This window comes from Bradyrhizobium sp. dw_78, from assembly GCF_018449525.1.
Classification (GTDB): domain Bacteria; phylum Pseudomonadota; class Alphaproteobacteria; order Rhizobiales; family Xanthobacteraceae; genus Bradyrhizobium.
This window is the reverse complement of the sequence record NZ_JAAVUS010000010.1, coordinates 145,272-162,230: the sequence shown is the minus strand read 5'-3', so window position 1 is coordinate 162,230 and position 16,959 is coordinate 145,272. Positions and strand designations below refer to the sequence as shown.

Genomic DNA, 16,959 nt, shown 5'->3' with positions numbered 1-16,959 from the left:
CTCTTCCAGACGCTCGTAGGGTCTGGGGGAAAGAGGGGAGTGGAAACTTCGGGGTCAGAAGTTCGCAGTTTTGTACCGAAGTGGCTCCCCGGGCTGGATTCGAACCAGCGACCATTCGATTAACAGTCGAATGCTCTACCGCTGAGCTACCGAGGAATAGGGCGAGACAACCGCTCGCCGGCCGTGCGTATAACAAAGCCATCCGGGCTTGCAAAGGACGAAATGGCGGCTGCGGTCGCGGCTTGCGCACCCGGGTTTTTCCATGATCCGGCGCGTTACCCCGCATCAACCGCCGGATCGCCGCATCCGCCGCCCAGGTCCGGTCGCACCGGATCCTCGAAGATGATCGGGATCAACCGGCGATGCCGATCGGGCGGCTGGCTATTACCATCGAATCGGCCGTGCTCGCGCCGAAAGCGCAGGGCAGGGGCGAAAGGCCGTCGCCGGGCGTCAATCGCCATGTTGCGTTTTGGCGTTCATTGTATCAAAAGATCACCGGTCTTGAGCTTTTCCGCGGCGATGTCCGCTCGATTCTGGGGTCCGTCCATGTCCGCTTTTTCGGCCGCTCGTCAAAAAATGGTCGATTGTCAGGTGCGTCCGAGCGACGTCACCGACATCAGGATTATCGACGCGATGCTCGAAGTGCCCCGCGAGGCTTTCGTGCCGCAGAATCAGCGCGCGCTGGCCTATATGGACCTCGATCTCGACGTCAGCGGGGGGGAACAGGCCAAGCGTTTCCTGCTCAAGACTGCGGTAACCGCGCGGATGTTGCAGGCAGCCGATATTAAAGGCGCCGACAAGGTTCTGGTGGTCGGTTGCGCAACCGGCTACGTGGCTGCCGTGGTCGCCAAATTCGCAGGCCAGGTGACGGCGACCGAAAGCGATCCGGCGCTGGCGAGCAAGGCCAAGGCGGTCTTGGCGGAACTTGGGCTCGGTGTGACGGTTCAGGTCGCGGCAGCGGCCGCCGGTGACATGGCAAATGCGCCCTATGACGTGATCGTCCTCAACGGTGCGACCGAAATCATACCGGACGGGCTGTTCCGGCAGCTCAAGGAAGGCGGGCGGCTGGTCGGCGTCTTTGCTATCACGCAGCCGCCACGGGCCGCGATCGTGACCCGGTCCCATGATGATTTCGGGCACCGGCCGCTTTTTGACGCCTCAGCTCCGATTTTGCCGGGTCTGGAACGGCTGCCCGCCTTCGTTTTCTAGCAGGCCGGGCGCTTGGCGCCTGTTAAAATCCCGTTCTGAATCAGAAGTGTGGCCGGATTGCCCCATCTGAAGAGTTTCCACTGGGTTTCTTGGCCGGGTGGTTCCGTCTCGCCCGCACCCAGCATATGTTGGTGACTCACAAAGAGGCGGCGTCGATTCAGTCATTCGAATCGGCGGAAAAAATGAATGGATTACCTGGAATGGGTGGTGTGAAGGTCGTTACCGGAGCTGCGGCTGCGGTCCTTCTATTGGCGTGGACGGGCCCGGCGCCCGTGCTTGCCGATACGATTGAGGCGGCGCTGGTTCGGGCTTATCAAAATAACCCGCAGCTCAATGCGCAGCGTTCCTCGGTCCGGTCGATCGACGAGAACGTGCCGCAGGCGCTATCCGGTTATCGGCCCAAGGTGGCGATAACCGCTAGCGCAGGCGTTCAATATACCGACTTCAACAGCACGCAGGGCGGGACCGCCACCGACCTCGTCAAAAGCGAGTTTCACGGCGTCGATGCGCCGCGCGCCGCCGGCATTACCGCGACGCAGACATTGTATAATGGCAATCAAACCGCCAACAAAACCCGTGCGGCCGAAAGTCAGGTTTCGGGCGCCCGTGAAGGCCTGCGCGTGCTCGAAGAGTCGGTTCTGCTCTCCGCGGCGACGATCTACATGGACTACCTGCGCGATGCTGCGATCGTCGAGGTGCAGCGTAGCAACACGCGCGTGCTCGAACAGACGTTGAAGCAGACGCAGGATCGCTTCAACGTCGGCGAGGTGACGCGCACCGACGTCGCGCAATCCGAAGCGCAGCTTGCCGCCGGAAGGACGCAGCAGCTGGCTGCGGAGTCCCAACTGACGACGACGCGTTCGAATTTTCGCCGCATCATCGGTAACGAGCCGGAAGCCCTTGCGCCGGGCTCCCCGGTGGATCGCTTCCTGCCGGCCGCCTTGCCTGCTGCGATCGAACTCAGCCTGATGGAAAATCCAAACGTCACCGCCGCGATGTTCGGCATCGACGTCAATTTTCTCCAGGTCAAGATCAACGAAGGCGCGCTGCTGCCCACGGTTACCGCGCAATTGGCGGTCCAACAGTCCTACGAAGAACAACTGACGACCTACCGCTCGTTCGGCGCCTCGGCGATCGCCCAATTGTCGATCCCGGTATATCAGGGTGGTGCCGAATACTCGCTGATCCGCCAGTCCAAGGAAAATCTGGCGCAGCAGCGTCTGGTCCTGGAACAGACCCGCGACCAGACCCGCGCCAACACGGTCACCGCGTGGGGCCAGCTGGTGGCCGGCAAGGCGCAGGTGGCTTCCGCGCAGGCACAGGTGACGGCATCCGAGATCGCGCTCAACGGCGTGCGCGAGGAGGCCAAGGCCGGGCAGCGAACCACGCTTGACGTCCTCAATGCCCAACAGGCATTGGTCAACGCCCGCGTCGCGCTTGTCACCGCGCAGCATGATCGCGTTGTCGCATCCTACGCTGTATTGGCTGCGGTCGGCCGCTTGTCGCCGCAGGTGCTCAAGCTGCCGACTACGACCTACGATCCGAGCGTGCATTACCAGCAGGTACGTGACAGCTGGTTCGGTCTGCGGACGCCCGACGGCCGCTGAACGCCTGATCGAGATTTCCGATCTTGAAGCCCGGTTCTGATTAAATCAGAACCGGGCTTTTGCCATTTATCGATCCGATGATCGCGGTGCGATCGCAGAATTTGTCGCAGCCTCGCTGAAGCGGACTCGTTGCTCCATCCTTTGGTTTGGACGGGATCTTTTCCACGGGCCGGATTGTGTATCGCGCTGACGCGGCTCTTAGTTCGGGATCATGTGGTTCTTGATCATGCTTGGCTTCCGCCGCGTGCTTTCCCGAAGCGCGCGAGGCGTCTGCTTGCAATCTTTTGTTGCCCTGACGTACCGTTTCCAGAGGCAGCAGAACGATTCGCGCCGCATCTGATGTTCCTTGGCCTGCGACGCTTCGATGCCTTGAGCGGGGGGCAGGGCAGCGCGAGGTCTCGAACGTCGCTTGATCTGGGGACAAGTCGGGCTCGTGCGATGAAAATCCCGGCCCGCAATTCTGGAACAGGCAAATCCTGTCGTGCTTGGTGGTAAAACGCATGCGAAGGCGTTGATGATGTGGAGTCGGAGATGACGCAGCCTGCAAAGGTCCAAGAGCCCTCGATGGAGGAGATTCTGGCGTCGATCCGGCGTATCATCGCCGACGATGAAGCCAAGCCGGCGGCGGCCGAGAAAGCGCCGAGCCCGCCGCCGCCAGCTCCAGCTCCTCCGGCGAAGCCGGACAAGCCTGTTGCTGTCGCGGCGCCGCCAGCCAAGCCTGCGATGAACGGTATTCCGCCATCAAACATTCCCGCGGCGAAGGCAACCCCCGCGAAAGCCGCGCCGGCAGCTGCCGCGCCTCCACCACCGCCGGCCCCGCCAAAGCCCGCGCCGGCCCCGGCTCCCGTCGTGTCCAACAGCCAGGATGACATCGACGCGTTGCTGTCGGGACTTGATGAAGCAACGACCGAGGCCGAGATACGGCCATCCCAGCCGGAGGCCGAAGTGTTCGAATTGACCGACGAGATGGCGCTGCCAAATCCGCCGCGGACTTCGTTCCAGAAGGTCGAGCCGGAAGACGATCTTGAATTCGCTGAAGCCGCAGCCGCCAAAACGGCCTATCGGCCGCCCGTGTATGAGCCGCCGCCGATCGAAAGCAGCCCGGCTCCGTCGCCATCGCAGCAGATCCTGTCGCATTCGACGGTCTCGGCCGTTGAATCCGCGTTTAACAGCCTCGCCAATACCGTGTTGAGCAACAATGCGCGGACGCTGGAAGACCTCGTCAAGGAAATGCTGCGGCCGATGCTGAAATCCTGGCTCGACGATAATCTGCCGGGATTGGTGGAACGCATCGTCAAGGCGGAAATCGAGCGGGTTTCGCGCGGCCGCTAGTTTCGCGGGGGCGGACCTGTCCCCAGCCGCATTCAGCCACTACATCGGGCCTTATCTGTATTTCGGCGTGCCTGCCGTGTTGACTCGGCCCGTTCCGGCAGGTTTCTAGCCGGTTCCGAACCCCCAGAGCGCGATCCGGAAAACCGGGACCCGGTTTTCCGAAAGATCGCACTCAAACAAAGAGATAAGGTCGTGATCTGATCCAGTTTGGTCGGATCGTGATGTTATGGTTCCGCCATGATCGAAAAGAACTACCAGCCCGCCGACATCGAAGGCCGCATGTCCCGCCTCTGGGAGGAGGCCGGGGCGTTCAAGGCCGGGCGCCCCGAGCGCCGCGACGCCGTGCCGTTCACGATCGTGATTCCGCCGCCGAACGTGACCGGCTCGCTGCATATGGGGCACGCGCTCAACAATACCTTGCAGGATGTGCTGTGCCGTTTCGAGCGGATGCGGGGCCGCGACGTCTTGTGGCAGCCCGGCACCGATCACGCCGGTATCGCGACCCAGATGGTGGTCGAGCGGCAATTGACGGAACGCCGGGAGCCGGGCCGGCGCGATATGGGCCGCGCCAAATTCCTCGAGCGGGTCTGGCAGTGGAAGGCCGAAAGCGGCGGCGTCATCGTCAACCAGTTGAAGCGGCTTGGCGCGTCCTGCGACTGGTCGCGCGAGCGTTTTACGATGGACGAGGGCCTGTCGCGCGCCGTTGTCAAAGTGTTCGTTGAACTGCATCGCGAAGGGCTGATCTACAAAGACAAGCGGCTGGTGAACTGGGATCCGAAATTGCTGACGGCGATTTCCGATCTCGAAGTGCAGCAGGTCGAGGTCAAGGGCAGCCTGTGGTACCTGCGCTACCCGATCGAAGGCAAAACCTTCAATCCGGACGATCCCGCGACCTTTATCGTGGTCGCGACGACACGGCCCGAGACCATGCTCGGCGACAGCGCGGTTGCGGTGCATCCGGGCGATGAGCGCTACGCCAAGCTGGTCGGCAAGCACGTCATCCTGCCGCTGGTCGGGCGCCGGCTTCCGATCGTCGCCGACGAATATTCCGATCCCGAGAAAGGCTCCGGTGCGGTGAAGATCACGCCCGCGCACGACTTCAACGATTTCGAGGTCGGCCGGCGGCACAATCTGCCGCAGATCAGCGTGCTCGATCAGGAAGGCTGTCTCGCGCTCGTCGGCAACGAGGATTATTTGCGCGGGTTGCCCGAGGGCTCGTCGCAGCTTGCGGAGGAATTGAACGGCGTCGAACGCTTCGCCGCGCGCAAGAAGATCGTATCGCGGCTGGAGGATTTCGGCTTCCTGGAACGGATCGAGCCCAACACGCATATGGTGCCGCATGGCGACCGGTCCGGCGTTGTGATCGAGCCCTATCTCACCGACCAGTGGTATGTCGACGCCAAGACGCTGGCGCAGCCGGCGATATCAGCGGTGCGTAGCGGCGCGACGGCGTTCGTGCCGAAGAACTGGGAGAAGACCTACTTCGAGTGGATGGAGAACATCCAGCCCTGGTGCATCTCGCGCCAGCTCTGGTGGGGGCATCAGATTCCCGCGTGGTATGGGCCGGACGGCAAGGTCTTTGTCGCGGAAACCGAAGAGGAAGCCGTCGGCAACGCGCTCGGCTATTACGTCGAGCAGGAGGTCATCACGCCGGAGCAGGGGCGGGAGATGGCGCTCGACCGCGCCAAGCGCGAAGGTTTCATCACCCGCGACGAAGATGTCCTCGACACCTGGTTCTCGTCCGCGCTGTGGCCGTTCTCGACGCTTGGCTGGCCCGACGATAACAAGGACGTGGCGCGATATTATCCGACCGATGTCCTCGTCACCGGGTTCGACATCATCTTCTTCTGGGTGGCCCGAATGATGATGATGGGCCTCCACTTCATGAAGGAGGTTCCGTTTTCGACTGTCTACATCCACGCCCTCGTCCGCGACGAGAAGGGCGCCAAGATGTCGAAGTCGAAGGGCAATGTCATCGATCCCCTGCATCTGATCGACGAATATGGCGCCGACGCGCTGCGTTTCACGCTGGCGGCGATGGCGGCGCAAGGCCGCGACATCAAGCTCGCCGCAAGCCGGGTCGAGGGCTATCGCAATTTCGCGACCAAGCTGTGGAATGCCTGTCGTTTCGCGGAAATGAACGGGTGCGTGCAGCCGGCCGGTTTCGACGCCACGCAAGCAAAGGAAACGCTGAACCGCTGGATCGCGCACGAGACGGTGCAGGCGGCGCGCGAGGTGACGGAAGCGCTGGAAGCCTATCGTTTCAACGACGCCGCAGGCGCGATCTACCGCTTCGTCTGGAACGTCTATTGCGACTGGTATCTCGAACTCGCCAAGCCGGTATTGCTGGGCGCAGAGGGAGCCGCCAAGACCGAGACCCGGGCGATGGTGGCATGGGCGCGCGACGAGATCCTCAAATTGCTGCATCCGTTCATGCCGTTCATCACCGAAGAACTCTGGGCGGTGACGGCCAGGCGCGATCAGGTCCTGACCCTGGCCCCGTGGCCGCGCCAGACGGTTGAACTGACGCCGGATCAACTGGCCCTGATATCGTCGATGACGGGCCCGAACGATCCGCTTGTTCCGCCGATCCTGCTGATGCCGACCGCCGAAGACTTCAGCGATCCGGCGGCGGAAGCCGAGATCGGCTGGGTGGTCGACCTCGTGACCGCAATCCGTTCGGTGCGTGCGGAAATGAATATTCCGCCGGCAACCCTGACGCCGCTGGTGCTTGCCGCGGCATCAGTGGAGACCAAGGATCGCGCGCGGCGCTGGAACGACGTGGTCAAGCGGATGGCGCGGCTGTCGGAGATTTCGTTTGCCGATTCCGCGCCGCAGGGCGCGGTCCAATTGCTGGTGCGCGGCGAGCTCGCGGCGCTGCCGCTGAAAGGCGTGATCGATTTCACGGCCGAACAGGCGCGGCTGGAAAAGGAACTCGCCAAGGCCGACGCCGACATCAAGCGCGCCGACGCCAAGCTCTCGAACGAAAAATTCGTCGCCAACGCGGCGGAGGAGATCGTCGAGGAGGAAAAGGAAAAGCGCGAAGCGGCGATGGCGCGCCGGGCCAAGATCCTCGAGGCGATGGAGCGGCTGAAGCACGCGACCTGAATGACGCTGCGGTCCGACTGCATCGTTCAGGCCGGAAACGGCTTGCTGACGAATTTCGAACCTTTGAGCCCATAGCGCCACGGCAGATCGGCCGCCTTGGTGATCCCGATCCGCACGCCGGCGACGACATCGACGTTGCCAGCGCGCGCATGCAGCGCGAATGGCGGCGCATCGAGCGGCAATCCGCTGTGCTTGACGGTAATGCCGAGCGCCTCGCACAGTTTGCCGGGCCCCGAACACAGCGATCGTTCATCCTCTTGGCCGCGGCGCCGGCGCATCGCCGGAATGCCGTGGGTCGGTTGCAGGGCGCGGATCAGCACCGCGCTGGCGGATCCTTCCGGTTCGCAGACGAAATTCACGCACCAGTGAATGCCGTAGGAGCGATAGACATAGGTAAAGCCGGGCGGTCCGAACATGACCCTGTTGCGCGGCGTCGGCCCGCGGAAGGAATGGGCGGCCGGATCGGTGTGATGATAGGCCTCGACCTCGACGATCAGGCCGCCGGCGCCGTTGAACAGCATCGTCGCGCCGATCAGCTCGGGGGCGACCTCATGCACGCTGCGGTCGAAAAACGCGCGCTTCAGCGGCTTGCCCAAGGGAAGTGCAGCCGGGTGAAGCGAAGTCGTATCGGCCGGCCTGGGATTTTGAGCCATTTTGAGGTGAATCAACCGGACATCGGCAGGAAATCTGCCTAAGTGTGGCATGTTCTGCTAGGTTCGGCGAGCCGGTTGCGGGCGTCCGTCAGACGGATTACCTAATCAGCTGCCGCATTTCATGGACATTGCATGGTCGTCCTCATCGATACCGTTTCCGCCACGCCGCTGCGCCCGCGTCACCCTGAAAAGGTCAACCGGCCGGATTCCCTGTCGCCGCCGAAGCCGGACTGGATCCGGGTTCGCGCGCCGAGCGCGCGCGGCTATGCCGACACCCGCAACATCGTCAGGGAAAACGGCCTCGTCACGGTGTGCGAGGAAGCCGGCTGCCCGAACATCGGCGAGTGCTGGGACAAGAAGCACGCCACCTTCATGATCATGGGCGATACCTGCACCCGGGCCTGCGCCTTCTGCAACGTCAAGACCGGCATGCCCGGCGCGCTTGATGCCAGCGAGCCGGAACACATTGCCGAAGCGACCTTCAAGCTCGGGCTCGCCCATATCGTCATCACCTCGGTCGACCGTGACGATCTGGCCGACGGCGGCGCCGAGCATTTCGCGCAGACCATCCGCGCGATCCGCGCCCGTTGCCCGAATACGACCATCGAAATCCTCACCCCGGACTTCCTGCGCAAGGAGGGCGCGCTTGAGGTCGTCGTGGCCGCGAAGCCCGACGTGTTCAACCACAATCTCGAGACCGTGCCGTCGCGCTATCTCACCGTGCGTCCCGGCGCGCGCTATTTCCATTCGATCCGGCTGTTGCAGCGGGTGAAGGAGATCGATCCCACGATCTTCACCAAGTCCGGCATCATGGTCGGGCTTGGCGAGGAGCGTCACGAAGTGTTGCAGGTGATGGACGATCTGCGCACCGCCGATGTCGATTTTCTCACCATCGGGCAATATCTGCAGCCGACCCGCAAGCATCAGGCGGTCATGCGCTATGTGCCACCGGACGAATTCTCCGGTTACGAGAAGGTCGCTTATACCAAGGGGTTCCTGATGGTGTCGGCGAGTCCGCTGACGCGCTCGTCGCACCACGCCGGCGATGATTTTGCCAAACTGAAGGCAGCGCGAGCGGCGCTCTCCCGCTGAGCGAATCCAATGCCCAGATTTTCCAGTAAGCGCCGGGTTCACCACAGCGCGCTCCAGATGTTCGATCTGGTGGCCGACGTCGAGCGCTATCCCGAATTCGTGCCGCTGTGCCAGTCGCTCAAGATCCGCGAGCGGACGCCAAAATCCGACGGCACCGAAATCGTGATCGCCGACATGACGGTCTCGTTCAAGCTGGTGCGCGAATCCTTCACCAGCCAGGTGACGCTGGATCGTCCCAATCTGAAGATCCTGGTCGAATATCTCAGGGGGCCGTTCAGCAGTCTCGAGAACCGCTGGACGTTCGAACCGAGGTCGGAAACCGACTGCGATGTCGGCTTTTTCATTTCGTACGAATTCAAGAGCCGGATGCTGGCCCTGCTGATGGGCTCGATGTTCGACGCCGCGTTCCAGCGGTTTGCCGCCGCATTCGAGAAGCGTGCCGATGCGGTCTATGGAAAGCCCGGCAGCGCGCCGGCGTAGACGGCGCATGGCGTCGTTGTTCCGATTCAATTGTCAAACAACGGCGGGATGCGACTTCGCGTTCTCGCGGCGCGGTTCGCACCCGAGTTGTTGCACGGATCACGTCCTCTAACAGGGAGGGCGCAGGAAACGCCGGGTGCCCGCCGCACCCGCGGCCTCGCGTGCAAAATAAAAAAGCACACGAGTTATCCACCACAGGTTTACCGGAACACCCGGCGTTTCCTGCACAATGGTTTTAACGGCTTCCTTCGTGCTCTCCCCGGTGATCGGGCTTTGTTGCCACCGTCGCCGGCGTGATGCGAAGCGACATCACTTTAGTGCGATGCGAAGCATCGTCACTGGTGTGCGCTGGCATCATCGCCAACTTGACACCAGCGTCGAGGTGCCAGGACCACACGACTTCGCCGTCCGCTGGGCGCCGTTCGTCTTGCGGCGCTCCGCGTCCATCGCATTCCCCGCCCAACGTTCGTGACGATCGCGAAACGCCCCTCCAAAGGGCAGGGAACGATGCGGGATAGCACCTGATTTGCGCCGGTTGAGAAGCGGAATATTTTTCGTCCGAGGGGTGGACGACCCAAATCAGCTCGAAGCGCTTTAGGAATTTTGCGTGAGGCGCAAGCGCCGCCAACCGATCACGATGCCGCTGGCGGACACGATCATGCCAGTCAGCGAGAGCAGCCACATCACGATGTCCCATGCCGGGCGGTAGCGCAGCAGCAGTGGAAAATCGAGGCTGTGCAGGGCGTTGAACAGCCAGCGATAGGTCCGCCGGCTGTCATCGATTCGTCCGAGAACGTCGCCGTTGCGCGGATCGATGTAAAACCAGCTCCTGGCCGCGTCGTCGAAGCCCACCCGCAACACCGGGAGCGCGCGTTCGTTGTGATGCGAATACCAATAGGCGTCGAACTCTTGAAGGCGCAGATGGGTGGTCATGGCGGCGTCCGGCAATAGCCGGCGCGCGGCTGCGAAAATCTCATCGTCGGAAAGCATTGTCGCGACGCCATTCTCGGGGCCCGCCGCGGTCTGGTGGCCTTCGCGATCGGTGAGCATCATCAGCGGACGGCCGCCGATCCAGACAAAGCGAGCTTCGACCGCGCCCGGCGGCGGCGTCGATCGGAAGGAAGCGATGATCCGCGGCGCTTCATGTCCGGCATAGCGGACGGCCATGTTCTCAGTCGGACCTCGGGCCGCAAAATATTCACCCGGATTGAGCGACAGCCAGCCGCTGAATATCCAGGTCAGGACGAAGATTCCGCCGATCAAACCGGCGATGTGATGCCAGGCCATCCAGCCGCGATAGGGCGTGACGGTGCCCCGAGCATAACGCCGGCGCCATCGCAGCCGCAGAATGCCGATCCAGAATCCGGTCACTGCCACCACGATGCAGATTCCGGATATCCAGAGCACCACCTGCCGCCAGGCTGCGCCGTCCCGGCGGAGGACGGTCGGATAGATCCAGTGCGGGATCGAGCCAAGCCAATTCCAGATCCGCTCACGTCGTGTGGTGTCGAGTGCGAGTTCGCCGGTCCGTGCCGAGATGTACAACTCGGTTCCCTCCCGATCTCCGAGCGACACCAGAAACAGTGGCCGGAGCGAATCGTAGCGCGCCGTCACGCTCCATTGATCGCGGGTGATCGTGCCGATCATCTGCGGATGCACCGCGCCCGGATGATGGCTTGCGATCGCCAGCGCCTGTTCGGACGTGATGCCGTCGATCAGGCGCCCGTCCATTGCCGATATGGTTTTATGCGCGCCATTCCATTCCACGAGCCGGTAGACCGGGATGTCGTCCAGCATCATGAGGCGCAGATCGCGCGGGTAGCTGGCGACACCGGCGCTTGTCATGGCGCGATCCGGCGTCACGAGCACGCGGTCCCAGGCGATCGCAGGCAGCGCCATCACGCGCTCGCGGTTGGTGAGTTGCGGGAACGCCACATACATCATGACGATGCCCGAGACGAACCACATCGCGAACAGCAGGCAGGTCACGATGCCGATCCAGCGATGGATGACGTAAAGCCATCGCCGTCCTCGCCGGATCAATGCGCGGCGCATGGTCAGAACTTCACGTTCATCGACACTTCCGCCGTGCGCGGCATGCCCAGCAACCATTGTCCGGAATAGGGCGCCGATGTCGCATAGACCGTGTCGAACAGATTGTAGATTCGCAACGCGAACGTGGTCCGCTCGTCCGGCTTCCAGCGCAGGCCGCCATTGACGACCGTGTAGGCCGGGAGAGCCTGGGTGTTGGCGTTGTCTGCAAAGCTGCGGCCCACGATCTGCACGCCGCCATAGGCGGACCAGTTCGGGGCGAAGTCCCAGGTCAGCCAGACATTCGATACCTGCTCCGGCACATTGATGGGAATGTTGCCAGCGTAGCTGACGGGCTGGCCGCTCACCACCTGGCTGAAATTGTCGTACCTGGCCTGCAACAGCGCGAGATTGGCATCCACGCGCCAGCTGCCATTCAGCGCCAGGCCGATCGAGGTCTCGACCCCCCGCGATGATTGCTGGCCGATTTGCAGCGCCGGACCGGCCGGATTATTGGGGTCCGGGACCAAAAGGTTGTTCTTGACGATCTGATAGCCCGCCAGCGTCCATTCGCCACGGCCGCCCCAGAACGACTGTTTGACGCCGATTTCGGTTTGCTTGCCGGTGGCAAGCTGGAAGTTTTTCTGGGTGGTGGAGAGCGAGATCAGATTGGTGACGGGATCGACCGCCGTCGCATATTGCCCGTAAAAGGCGAGGTCCTTGATCGGCGTATAGACCAGGCCGGTGCGCCAGCTCGTGCCCGACAAGGTGGTATCGAAACTGTTCGAGGGCGTCTTGTCGTCGGTGCGGTCAACGGATGGCCGATCGAGCCGCACACCGCTCACGAAAGACAGTTGATCGGTCAGAGACAGCCGGTCTTCGGCGAACAGCGCATATTGATCGACGATCGCGTTGAAACCGGGCGTTGTTGGCGTCGTCGTGGCCGAGAACGACCCCCATCCGGTATCGACCGCAAAGGGGCTCACCGAAGAGGCACCGCCATAGGGCGAATTGTTGATGTGGGTAAAATCGATCCGGTTGACATCGAAGCCGGAGACGAACTCGTTTTCAAAGCCCAGCACATGGCCTTTGAACGTCGTGTCCATCCGGTTGCCGACCTGATTCTCGTCGTGGAAAATCTCGATATAGTTGGCGCGGTCGATCAACTGGGTCGCGGGATTGAAGCTGTAGCTCTCGATGTCGCGCCAGTGTCGCTGGCTGGTCAGGTAGTAAAGCGTGTCGTGAACGGTGATGCCGTCGGTCACGTCCCATTCGGTTTTGAACTGGGTCCAGTTGTCCTGGTAGTGGATCGCGCTATCCAGTGCATTGTAGTTCTTGAATCGCAGCGCGTCGTCGATCGCCCCGTTGATCAAGGGTGTGCCGAAATAACGCGACGGGCTGCGATCGCCGTAATCGTTCGAGAGCGTGAAAGCGAGATTGTCGGCGGCCTGGACCCGCACCGCGGCGGAGACCGCCAGATTCGAGGTCTTGTCGCCGTCGACCCAGCCGTTCGACATGTTGCCGGTGGCGTTGATGCGATAGGAGACGTTGGGATTGATCGGGCCGCCGCTGTCCACCGCAACGCGTCGCGTTCCATTGGTGTCGAACGACATTTCGGCATCATTATAGGGCGTTGTGATCGGCTTTTTCGGGATCACGTTGATGATGCCGCCGATGGCGCCTTCACCATACAGCACCGAAGCCGGCCCGCGCAGGACCTCGATGCGCTCCGCCGACCATGTATCGAATGGAAAGGTCACGGTGCCGGCGCCGACATAGAGGCGCGTGCCGTCATAGAGCGTCATCACCGAATTGCTGCCGGTGAAGCCGCGCGTCGCGAAGGACAGTCCGCCATTGCCGGGGGCGGGGCTTGCGGTAAATCCGACCGCATTTTGGACGACCGCATCGGTCAGATTATGCTGGCCACGTTCTTCGATGGTCTGCGCCGTGATCGTCTCGACGCTGGCGGGCGTTTGCAGCGGCGTGAGACCAAGACGGCTGCCGCTCGCGTTCTGCCGGTTCAGGTTCAGGGCCGAAGGCGAGGGGGAAGATGTTGCGACCGGCGCCGTTGCGCTGCGCGCCGCCGCGGCCCGGTTCGGCTGCGGTCGCGCCGCCGCGGTTGAACGCTCGCGATCGAGGCGCTTGGGCTTCGCCAGACGGTTCTGGGGCGGACCAACGCTCACCGGCGGCAAGGCATGAGGCGAAGACGAATCAGACTGCTGGGCCTTGGCAGGGCAAAACGGGAGCAGCAGGGCTGGAAGGAGGTATTTGAAAGCGAGCACGGCAGCGCGATGCCGCCTTGCGACAGGGATGATATAGGACACGAGTGGACCTCGGCATGACGTCAGTGGCACGTCACAGCGAACGAGGTCTCACCCAGGCGCGCTTTGCCGCGACGCCAGATGAAGACAATGTCTGTACTCCCCGACCGACATCTTCGCGTGTGACCACGGCTGACGGCAGGTCTCCTGGCTCGCGGGTCGCTACCTTCCGTCGCCTTCCCAGGACCGAGATTCCCAGTGGCTGATGACGAAAGATTCGCCGCTTACAGTTGCGGGGGCAGCTACGGCATTGGGAAAATTCCCGCACCGCATTCCCTTTTGATCCCCGTGAAGGGAACCGTCACCGATGACGATAGAAGTTTGTCAAAGTCGGTGTCAATCCTGTCGTTGACTGCCATCCTCGCCGAAGCGCTCGCCTGTCGCGAGCGAGCACGCCAACCGCATTGAACCGATGCAGGAAATTTAGGTTGAGCAGCGGAAAGAAATGATAGCGCTTTGTCGATCGCCCACTGCGAGGTGCGGCGGGCATGAGGAGTTCACGCGCCGACGCCGGGTGCGTGAGGAGCGGTTTGAAGCCATCGGATCGCTCGGCCTTTGTAAGCGGTCAGGCGGAGGCAAGACTCGCCACATTGTCCAGCTCCTTGGCCACGTCGTCCGGCAGATCGAGCTCGGCCGCAGCGAGGTTCTCCCGCAAATGCGCGACAGACGAGGTGCCGGGAATCAGCAGGATATTGGGCGCCCGGCGAAGCAGCCAGGCGAGGGCGACCTGCATCGGCGTGGCGCCAAGGCGCGCAGCGACGTCGGACAGGATGGAGGATTGCAGCGGCTGGAATCCGCCGAGCGGAAAATACGGCACATAGGCGATGCCGGCGCGGGCGAGATCGTCGATCAGGGCATCGTCGCTCCGATGCGCCACATTGTAATGGTTCTGGACGCAGACAATCTCGCAGAGCCGGCGCCCTTCCGCGATCTGCGTCGGCGTGACGTTGCTCAGGCCGATGTGACGCACAAGGCCCTTGCGCTGAAGTTCGGCCAGCACCGTGAGCGGCGCTTCGATCGACCCCTCGGCGGGGCCATGCACGTCATACATGCTGCGCAAATTGACGATGTCGAGGACGTCCAAACCGAGATTGCGGAGATTGTCGTGGACCGCCTGGGTAAGTTCGGCGGGCGACATCGCCGGGATCCACGATCCGTCCGCGCCGCGCCGGGCGCTGATCTTGGTGACGATGACGAGATCGTTGGGATAGGGGTGGAGCGCTTCGCGGATGATCTGGTTGGTGACATGCGGGCCGTAGAAGTCGCTGGTGTCGATGTGATCGACCCCGCGCGCGACGGCCTCGCGCAGCACCGCCAATGCGGCGTCGCGATCCTTGGGCGGCCCGAACACGCCGGGTCCCGCGAGTTGCATGGCCCCATAACCGAGCCGCTTCACGGTGCGGTCGCCGAGCGTGAAAGTGCGGGAGAGGCTGGTGACGGACATGGCGGGTCTCCTTTGAAGTCATCTCATGGCTAGACCGTCGAGTTAGACGTTGACCTTCTGTGTGACAATCCGGCACAATATGAACAGGCTGTATGGAATAACGAACAATGAAGGCCGATCTGGGCGATCTGAACGGCTTCGTGGTGGTGGCGCGGGCCGGCGGCTTTCGCGATGGCGCGCGCGCCAGTGGCGTGAGCGCGTCGGGCTTGAGCGAAGCGGTGCGCCGCCTGGAGGCGCAGCTTGGCGTCAGGTTGCTCAACCGGACCACGCGCAGCGTGGCTCCGACCGAAGCGGGCGAGCGCTTGCTGGAGCGGCTTAACCCCGCACTGACGGAGGTCGAGGCCGCCCTGGATGTGGTGAACGGTTTTCGCGACCGGCCGGCGGGCACGCTCAAACTCAACGTCCCGGTCTCTGCGGCCCGGCTGGTGCTGCCGCGCATCGTTCCGCCATTCCTCGCGGCCTATCCCGACATTCGCCTGGAGGTCGTCGCCGAGGAGAATTTCGTCGATGTGCTCGCCGCCGGTTGCGACGCCGGCATCCGCTACAGCGAGCGGCTGGAGCAGGACATGATCGCGGTGCCGATCGGGCCGCGCGTGCAGCGTTATGCCGTCGCCGCCGCGCCGGCTTATCTCGATCGATGCGGCCGGCCGGAGCACCCGCGCGATCTGCTCGGCCATAGCTGCCTGCGAGGCCGGTTTCCGAGCGGGGCGATGATGGCCTGGGAATTCGAGCGCGATGGCGAGGTCGTACAGGTCGACGCCACCGGGCCGCTGATTGTGCAGATCGGCGGGGCCACCGATCTCCTCGTCGACGCCGCGATCGCGGGTACCGGTATCGTGCCTTTGTTCGAGGACTGGCTGCGCCCGTACTTCGATAACGGGGCGCTCGAACCCGTGCTCGAACCGTGGTGGCAGCGCTTTTCGGGGCCGTTCCTGTATTACCCCGGACGGCGCCTCGTGCCCGCCCCGTTGCGGGCGTTCATCGATTTTATCAAGGCGACGGCTGACCCATCCTGACGTCTGCGCTCACGCGAGACATTTCGGATCGAGGGCAGCCATTCGGCTTTGCCCTTCCAGCGCCTATGCCCGCGGCGGACGGCGCCGTTTGACCGCGGTCCGGCGCGGTGAACGCGCGACACGCTGATGCCGATGGCCGGCGGCCGCGCTGCGCGGCGCGGCTAACGGCTGCGGCCCGCGCGCCAATTCCATCAGCATGCGCAGGGCCTCCACCACCGAGCGCTGGCGTACGCTGGTGCGCCCGATCGCGCCGAAGCGGCATTCGCGGTGCAGGATCCGGCCATCGCGCGAAGCCGCCGCAAAATGCACCAGCCCGACCGGCTTGCCTGGCGTCGCGCCGCCCGGGCCGGCAATGCCGGTGATCGAGACGGCCAGATCGACTCCGGCTTTCTCCAAGGCGCCGATCGCCATCGCGGTTGCGGTTTCCTTGCTGACCGCGCCGAATGTCGCCAGCGTCGAGGCCTTGACGCCGAGCATGGCGCGTTTGGCGTCGTTGGAATAAGTGACGAAGCCGCGGTCGATCACATCGGATGAGCCGGGAATGTCGGTCAGGGCGCCGGCGACCAGGCCGCCGGTGCAGGATTCCGCCGTTGCGATCGTCAGCTTGCGCATCCGGCACAGGTCGAGCAGCGAGCGGGACAAAGCACGGGCGTCGCTGCCGCTCAT

13 protein-coding genes, 1 tRNA gene and 1 riboswitch are annotated in these 16,959 nt (G+C 63.2%); of the genes, 7 read left to right on the top strand and 7 right to left on the bottom strand.

Translation table 11 applies throughout. The features are described 5' to 3' along the window. Positions 1 to 81: 81 nt before the first annotated feature. Together HB630_RS24140 and HB630_RS24135 are read right to left on the bottom strand one after the other, a co-directional pair. Positions 82 to 156 (bottom strand) — tRNA-Asn (locus tag HB630_RS24140). Positions 157 to 275: 119 nt separating this feature from the next. Then, positions 276 to 461, bottom strand: a complete 186-nt coding sequence (locus HB630_RS24135) for a hypothetical protein (RefSeq protein WP_213775203.1) — start codon at positions 459 to 461, stop codon at positions 276 to 278. An 85-nt stretch (positions 462 to 546) separates the two neighbouring features. Here HB630_RS24135 and HB630_RS24130 point away from each other — a divergent pair, with 85 nt between their 5' ends. The 4 genes from HB630_RS24130 (at position 547) to HB630_RS24115 (ending at position 7,256) form a co-directional block, all read left to right on the top strand. Continuing rightward, positions 547 to 1,209, top strand: coding sequence for a protein-L-isoaspartate O-methyltransferase (locus HB630_RS24130; RefSeq protein ID WP_213775202.1), 663 nt, complete (start codon positions 547 to 549; stop codon positions 1,207 to 1,209). Between the two features lie 200 nt (positions 1,210 to 1,409). Continuing rightward, positions 1,410 to 2,816, top strand: coding sequence for a TolC family outer membrane protein (locus HB630_RS24125; RefSeq protein WP_213775218.1), 1,407 nt, complete (start codon positions 1,410 to 1,412; stop codon positions 2,814 to 2,816). Between the two features lie 531 nt (positions 2,817 to 3,347). Next, a complete protein-coding gene (locus HB630_RS24120) occupies positions 3,348 to 4,148 on the top strand; it encodes a DUF2497 domain-containing protein (RefSeq protein ID WP_213775201.1) in 801 nt (266 codons plus the stop codon). A gap of 237 nt (positions 4,149 to 4,385) precedes the next feature. After that, positions 4,386 to 7,256: a valine--tRNA ligase gene (locus tag HB630_RS24115; protein ID WP_213775200.1), complete on the top strand. Its 2,871-nt coding sequence runs from the start codon at positions 4,386 to 4,388 to the stop codon at positions 7,254 to 7,256. A 26-nt stretch (positions 7,257 to 7,282) separates the two neighbouring features. Here the strand turns inward: HB630_RS24115 and HB630_RS24110 are convergent, their stop codons facing one another. Then, positions 7,283 to 7,909: a DNA-3-methyladenine glycosylase gene (locus tag HB630_RS24110; RefSeq protein WP_213775199.1), complete on the bottom strand. Its 627-nt coding sequence runs from the start codon at positions 7,907 to 7,909 to the stop codon at positions 7,283 to 7,285. Positions 7,910 to 8,041: 132 nt separating this feature from the next. On the opposite strand from HB630_RS24110, the gene lipA reads away from it, so the two are divergent. Continuing rightward, entirely contained in the window at positions 8,042 to 9,001 is a 960-nt protein-coding gene (gene lipA, locus HB630_RS24105; RefSeq protein ID WP_213775198.1) for a lipoyl synthase, read from the top strand. A gap of 9 nt (positions 9,002 to 9,010) precedes the next feature. Then, the gene (locus HB630_RS24100; RefSeq protein WP_213775197.1) at positions 9,011 to 9,481 is read left to right on the top strand and encodes an SRPBCC family protein; all 471 of its coding nucleotides are present in this window, start codon (positions 9,011 to 9,013) and stop codon (positions 9,479 to 9,481) included. Between the two features lie 594 nt (positions 9,482 to 10,075). Here the strand turns inward: HB630_RS24100 and HB630_RS24095 are convergent. The 3 genes from HB630_RS24095 to HB630_RS24085 all read right to left on the bottom strand — a co-directional run bounded on the left by HB630_RS24095 (position 10,076) and on the right by HB630_RS24085 (position 15,277). Next, positions 10,076 to 11,536: a PepSY domain-containing protein gene (locus HB630_RS24095; RefSeq protein ID WP_213775196.1), complete on the bottom strand. Its 1,461-nt coding sequence runs from the start codon at positions 11,534 to 11,536 to the stop codon at positions 10,076 to 10,078. A gap of 2 nt (positions 11,537 to 11,538) precedes the next feature. Next, positions 11,539 to 13,695, bottom strand: a complete 2,157-nt coding sequence (locus tag HB630_RS24090; RefSeq protein WP_346656128.1) for a TonB-dependent receptor — start codon at positions 13,693 to 13,695, stop codon at positions 11,539 to 11,541. A gap of 257 nt (positions 13,696 to 13,952) precedes the next feature. After that, positions 13,953 to 14,151, bottom strand: a riboswitch (cobalamin riboswitch). Positions 14,152 to 14,398: 247 nt separating this feature from the next. Further along, positions 14,399 to 15,277, bottom strand: a complete 879-nt coding sequence (locus HB630_RS24085; protein WP_213775194.1) for an aldo/keto reductase family oxidoreductase — start codon at positions 15,275 to 15,277, stop codon at positions 14,399 to 14,401. A 107-nt stretch (positions 15,278 to 15,384) separates the two neighbouring features. Between HB630_RS24085 and HB630_RS24080 the strand changes: the two genes are divergently transcribed. Then, positions 15,385 to 16,293 carry a LysR family transcriptional regulator gene (locus HB630_RS24080; RefSeq protein WP_213775193.1) on the top strand — a complete coding sequence of 303 codons (909 nt, stop codon included), beginning with the start codon at positions 15,385 to 15,387 and terminating at the stop codon, positions 16,291 to 16,293. A gap of 63 nt (positions 16,294 to 16,356) precedes the next feature. Here HB630_RS24080 and HB630_RS24075 read toward each other — a convergent pair whose 3' ends face one another. Next, positions 16,357 to 16,959 carry a CinA family protein gene (locus HB630_RS24075; RefSeq protein WP_213775192.1) on the bottom strand — a complete coding sequence of 201 codons (603 nt, stop codon included), beginning with the start codon at positions 16,957 to 16,959 and terminating at the stop codon, positions 16,357 to 16,359.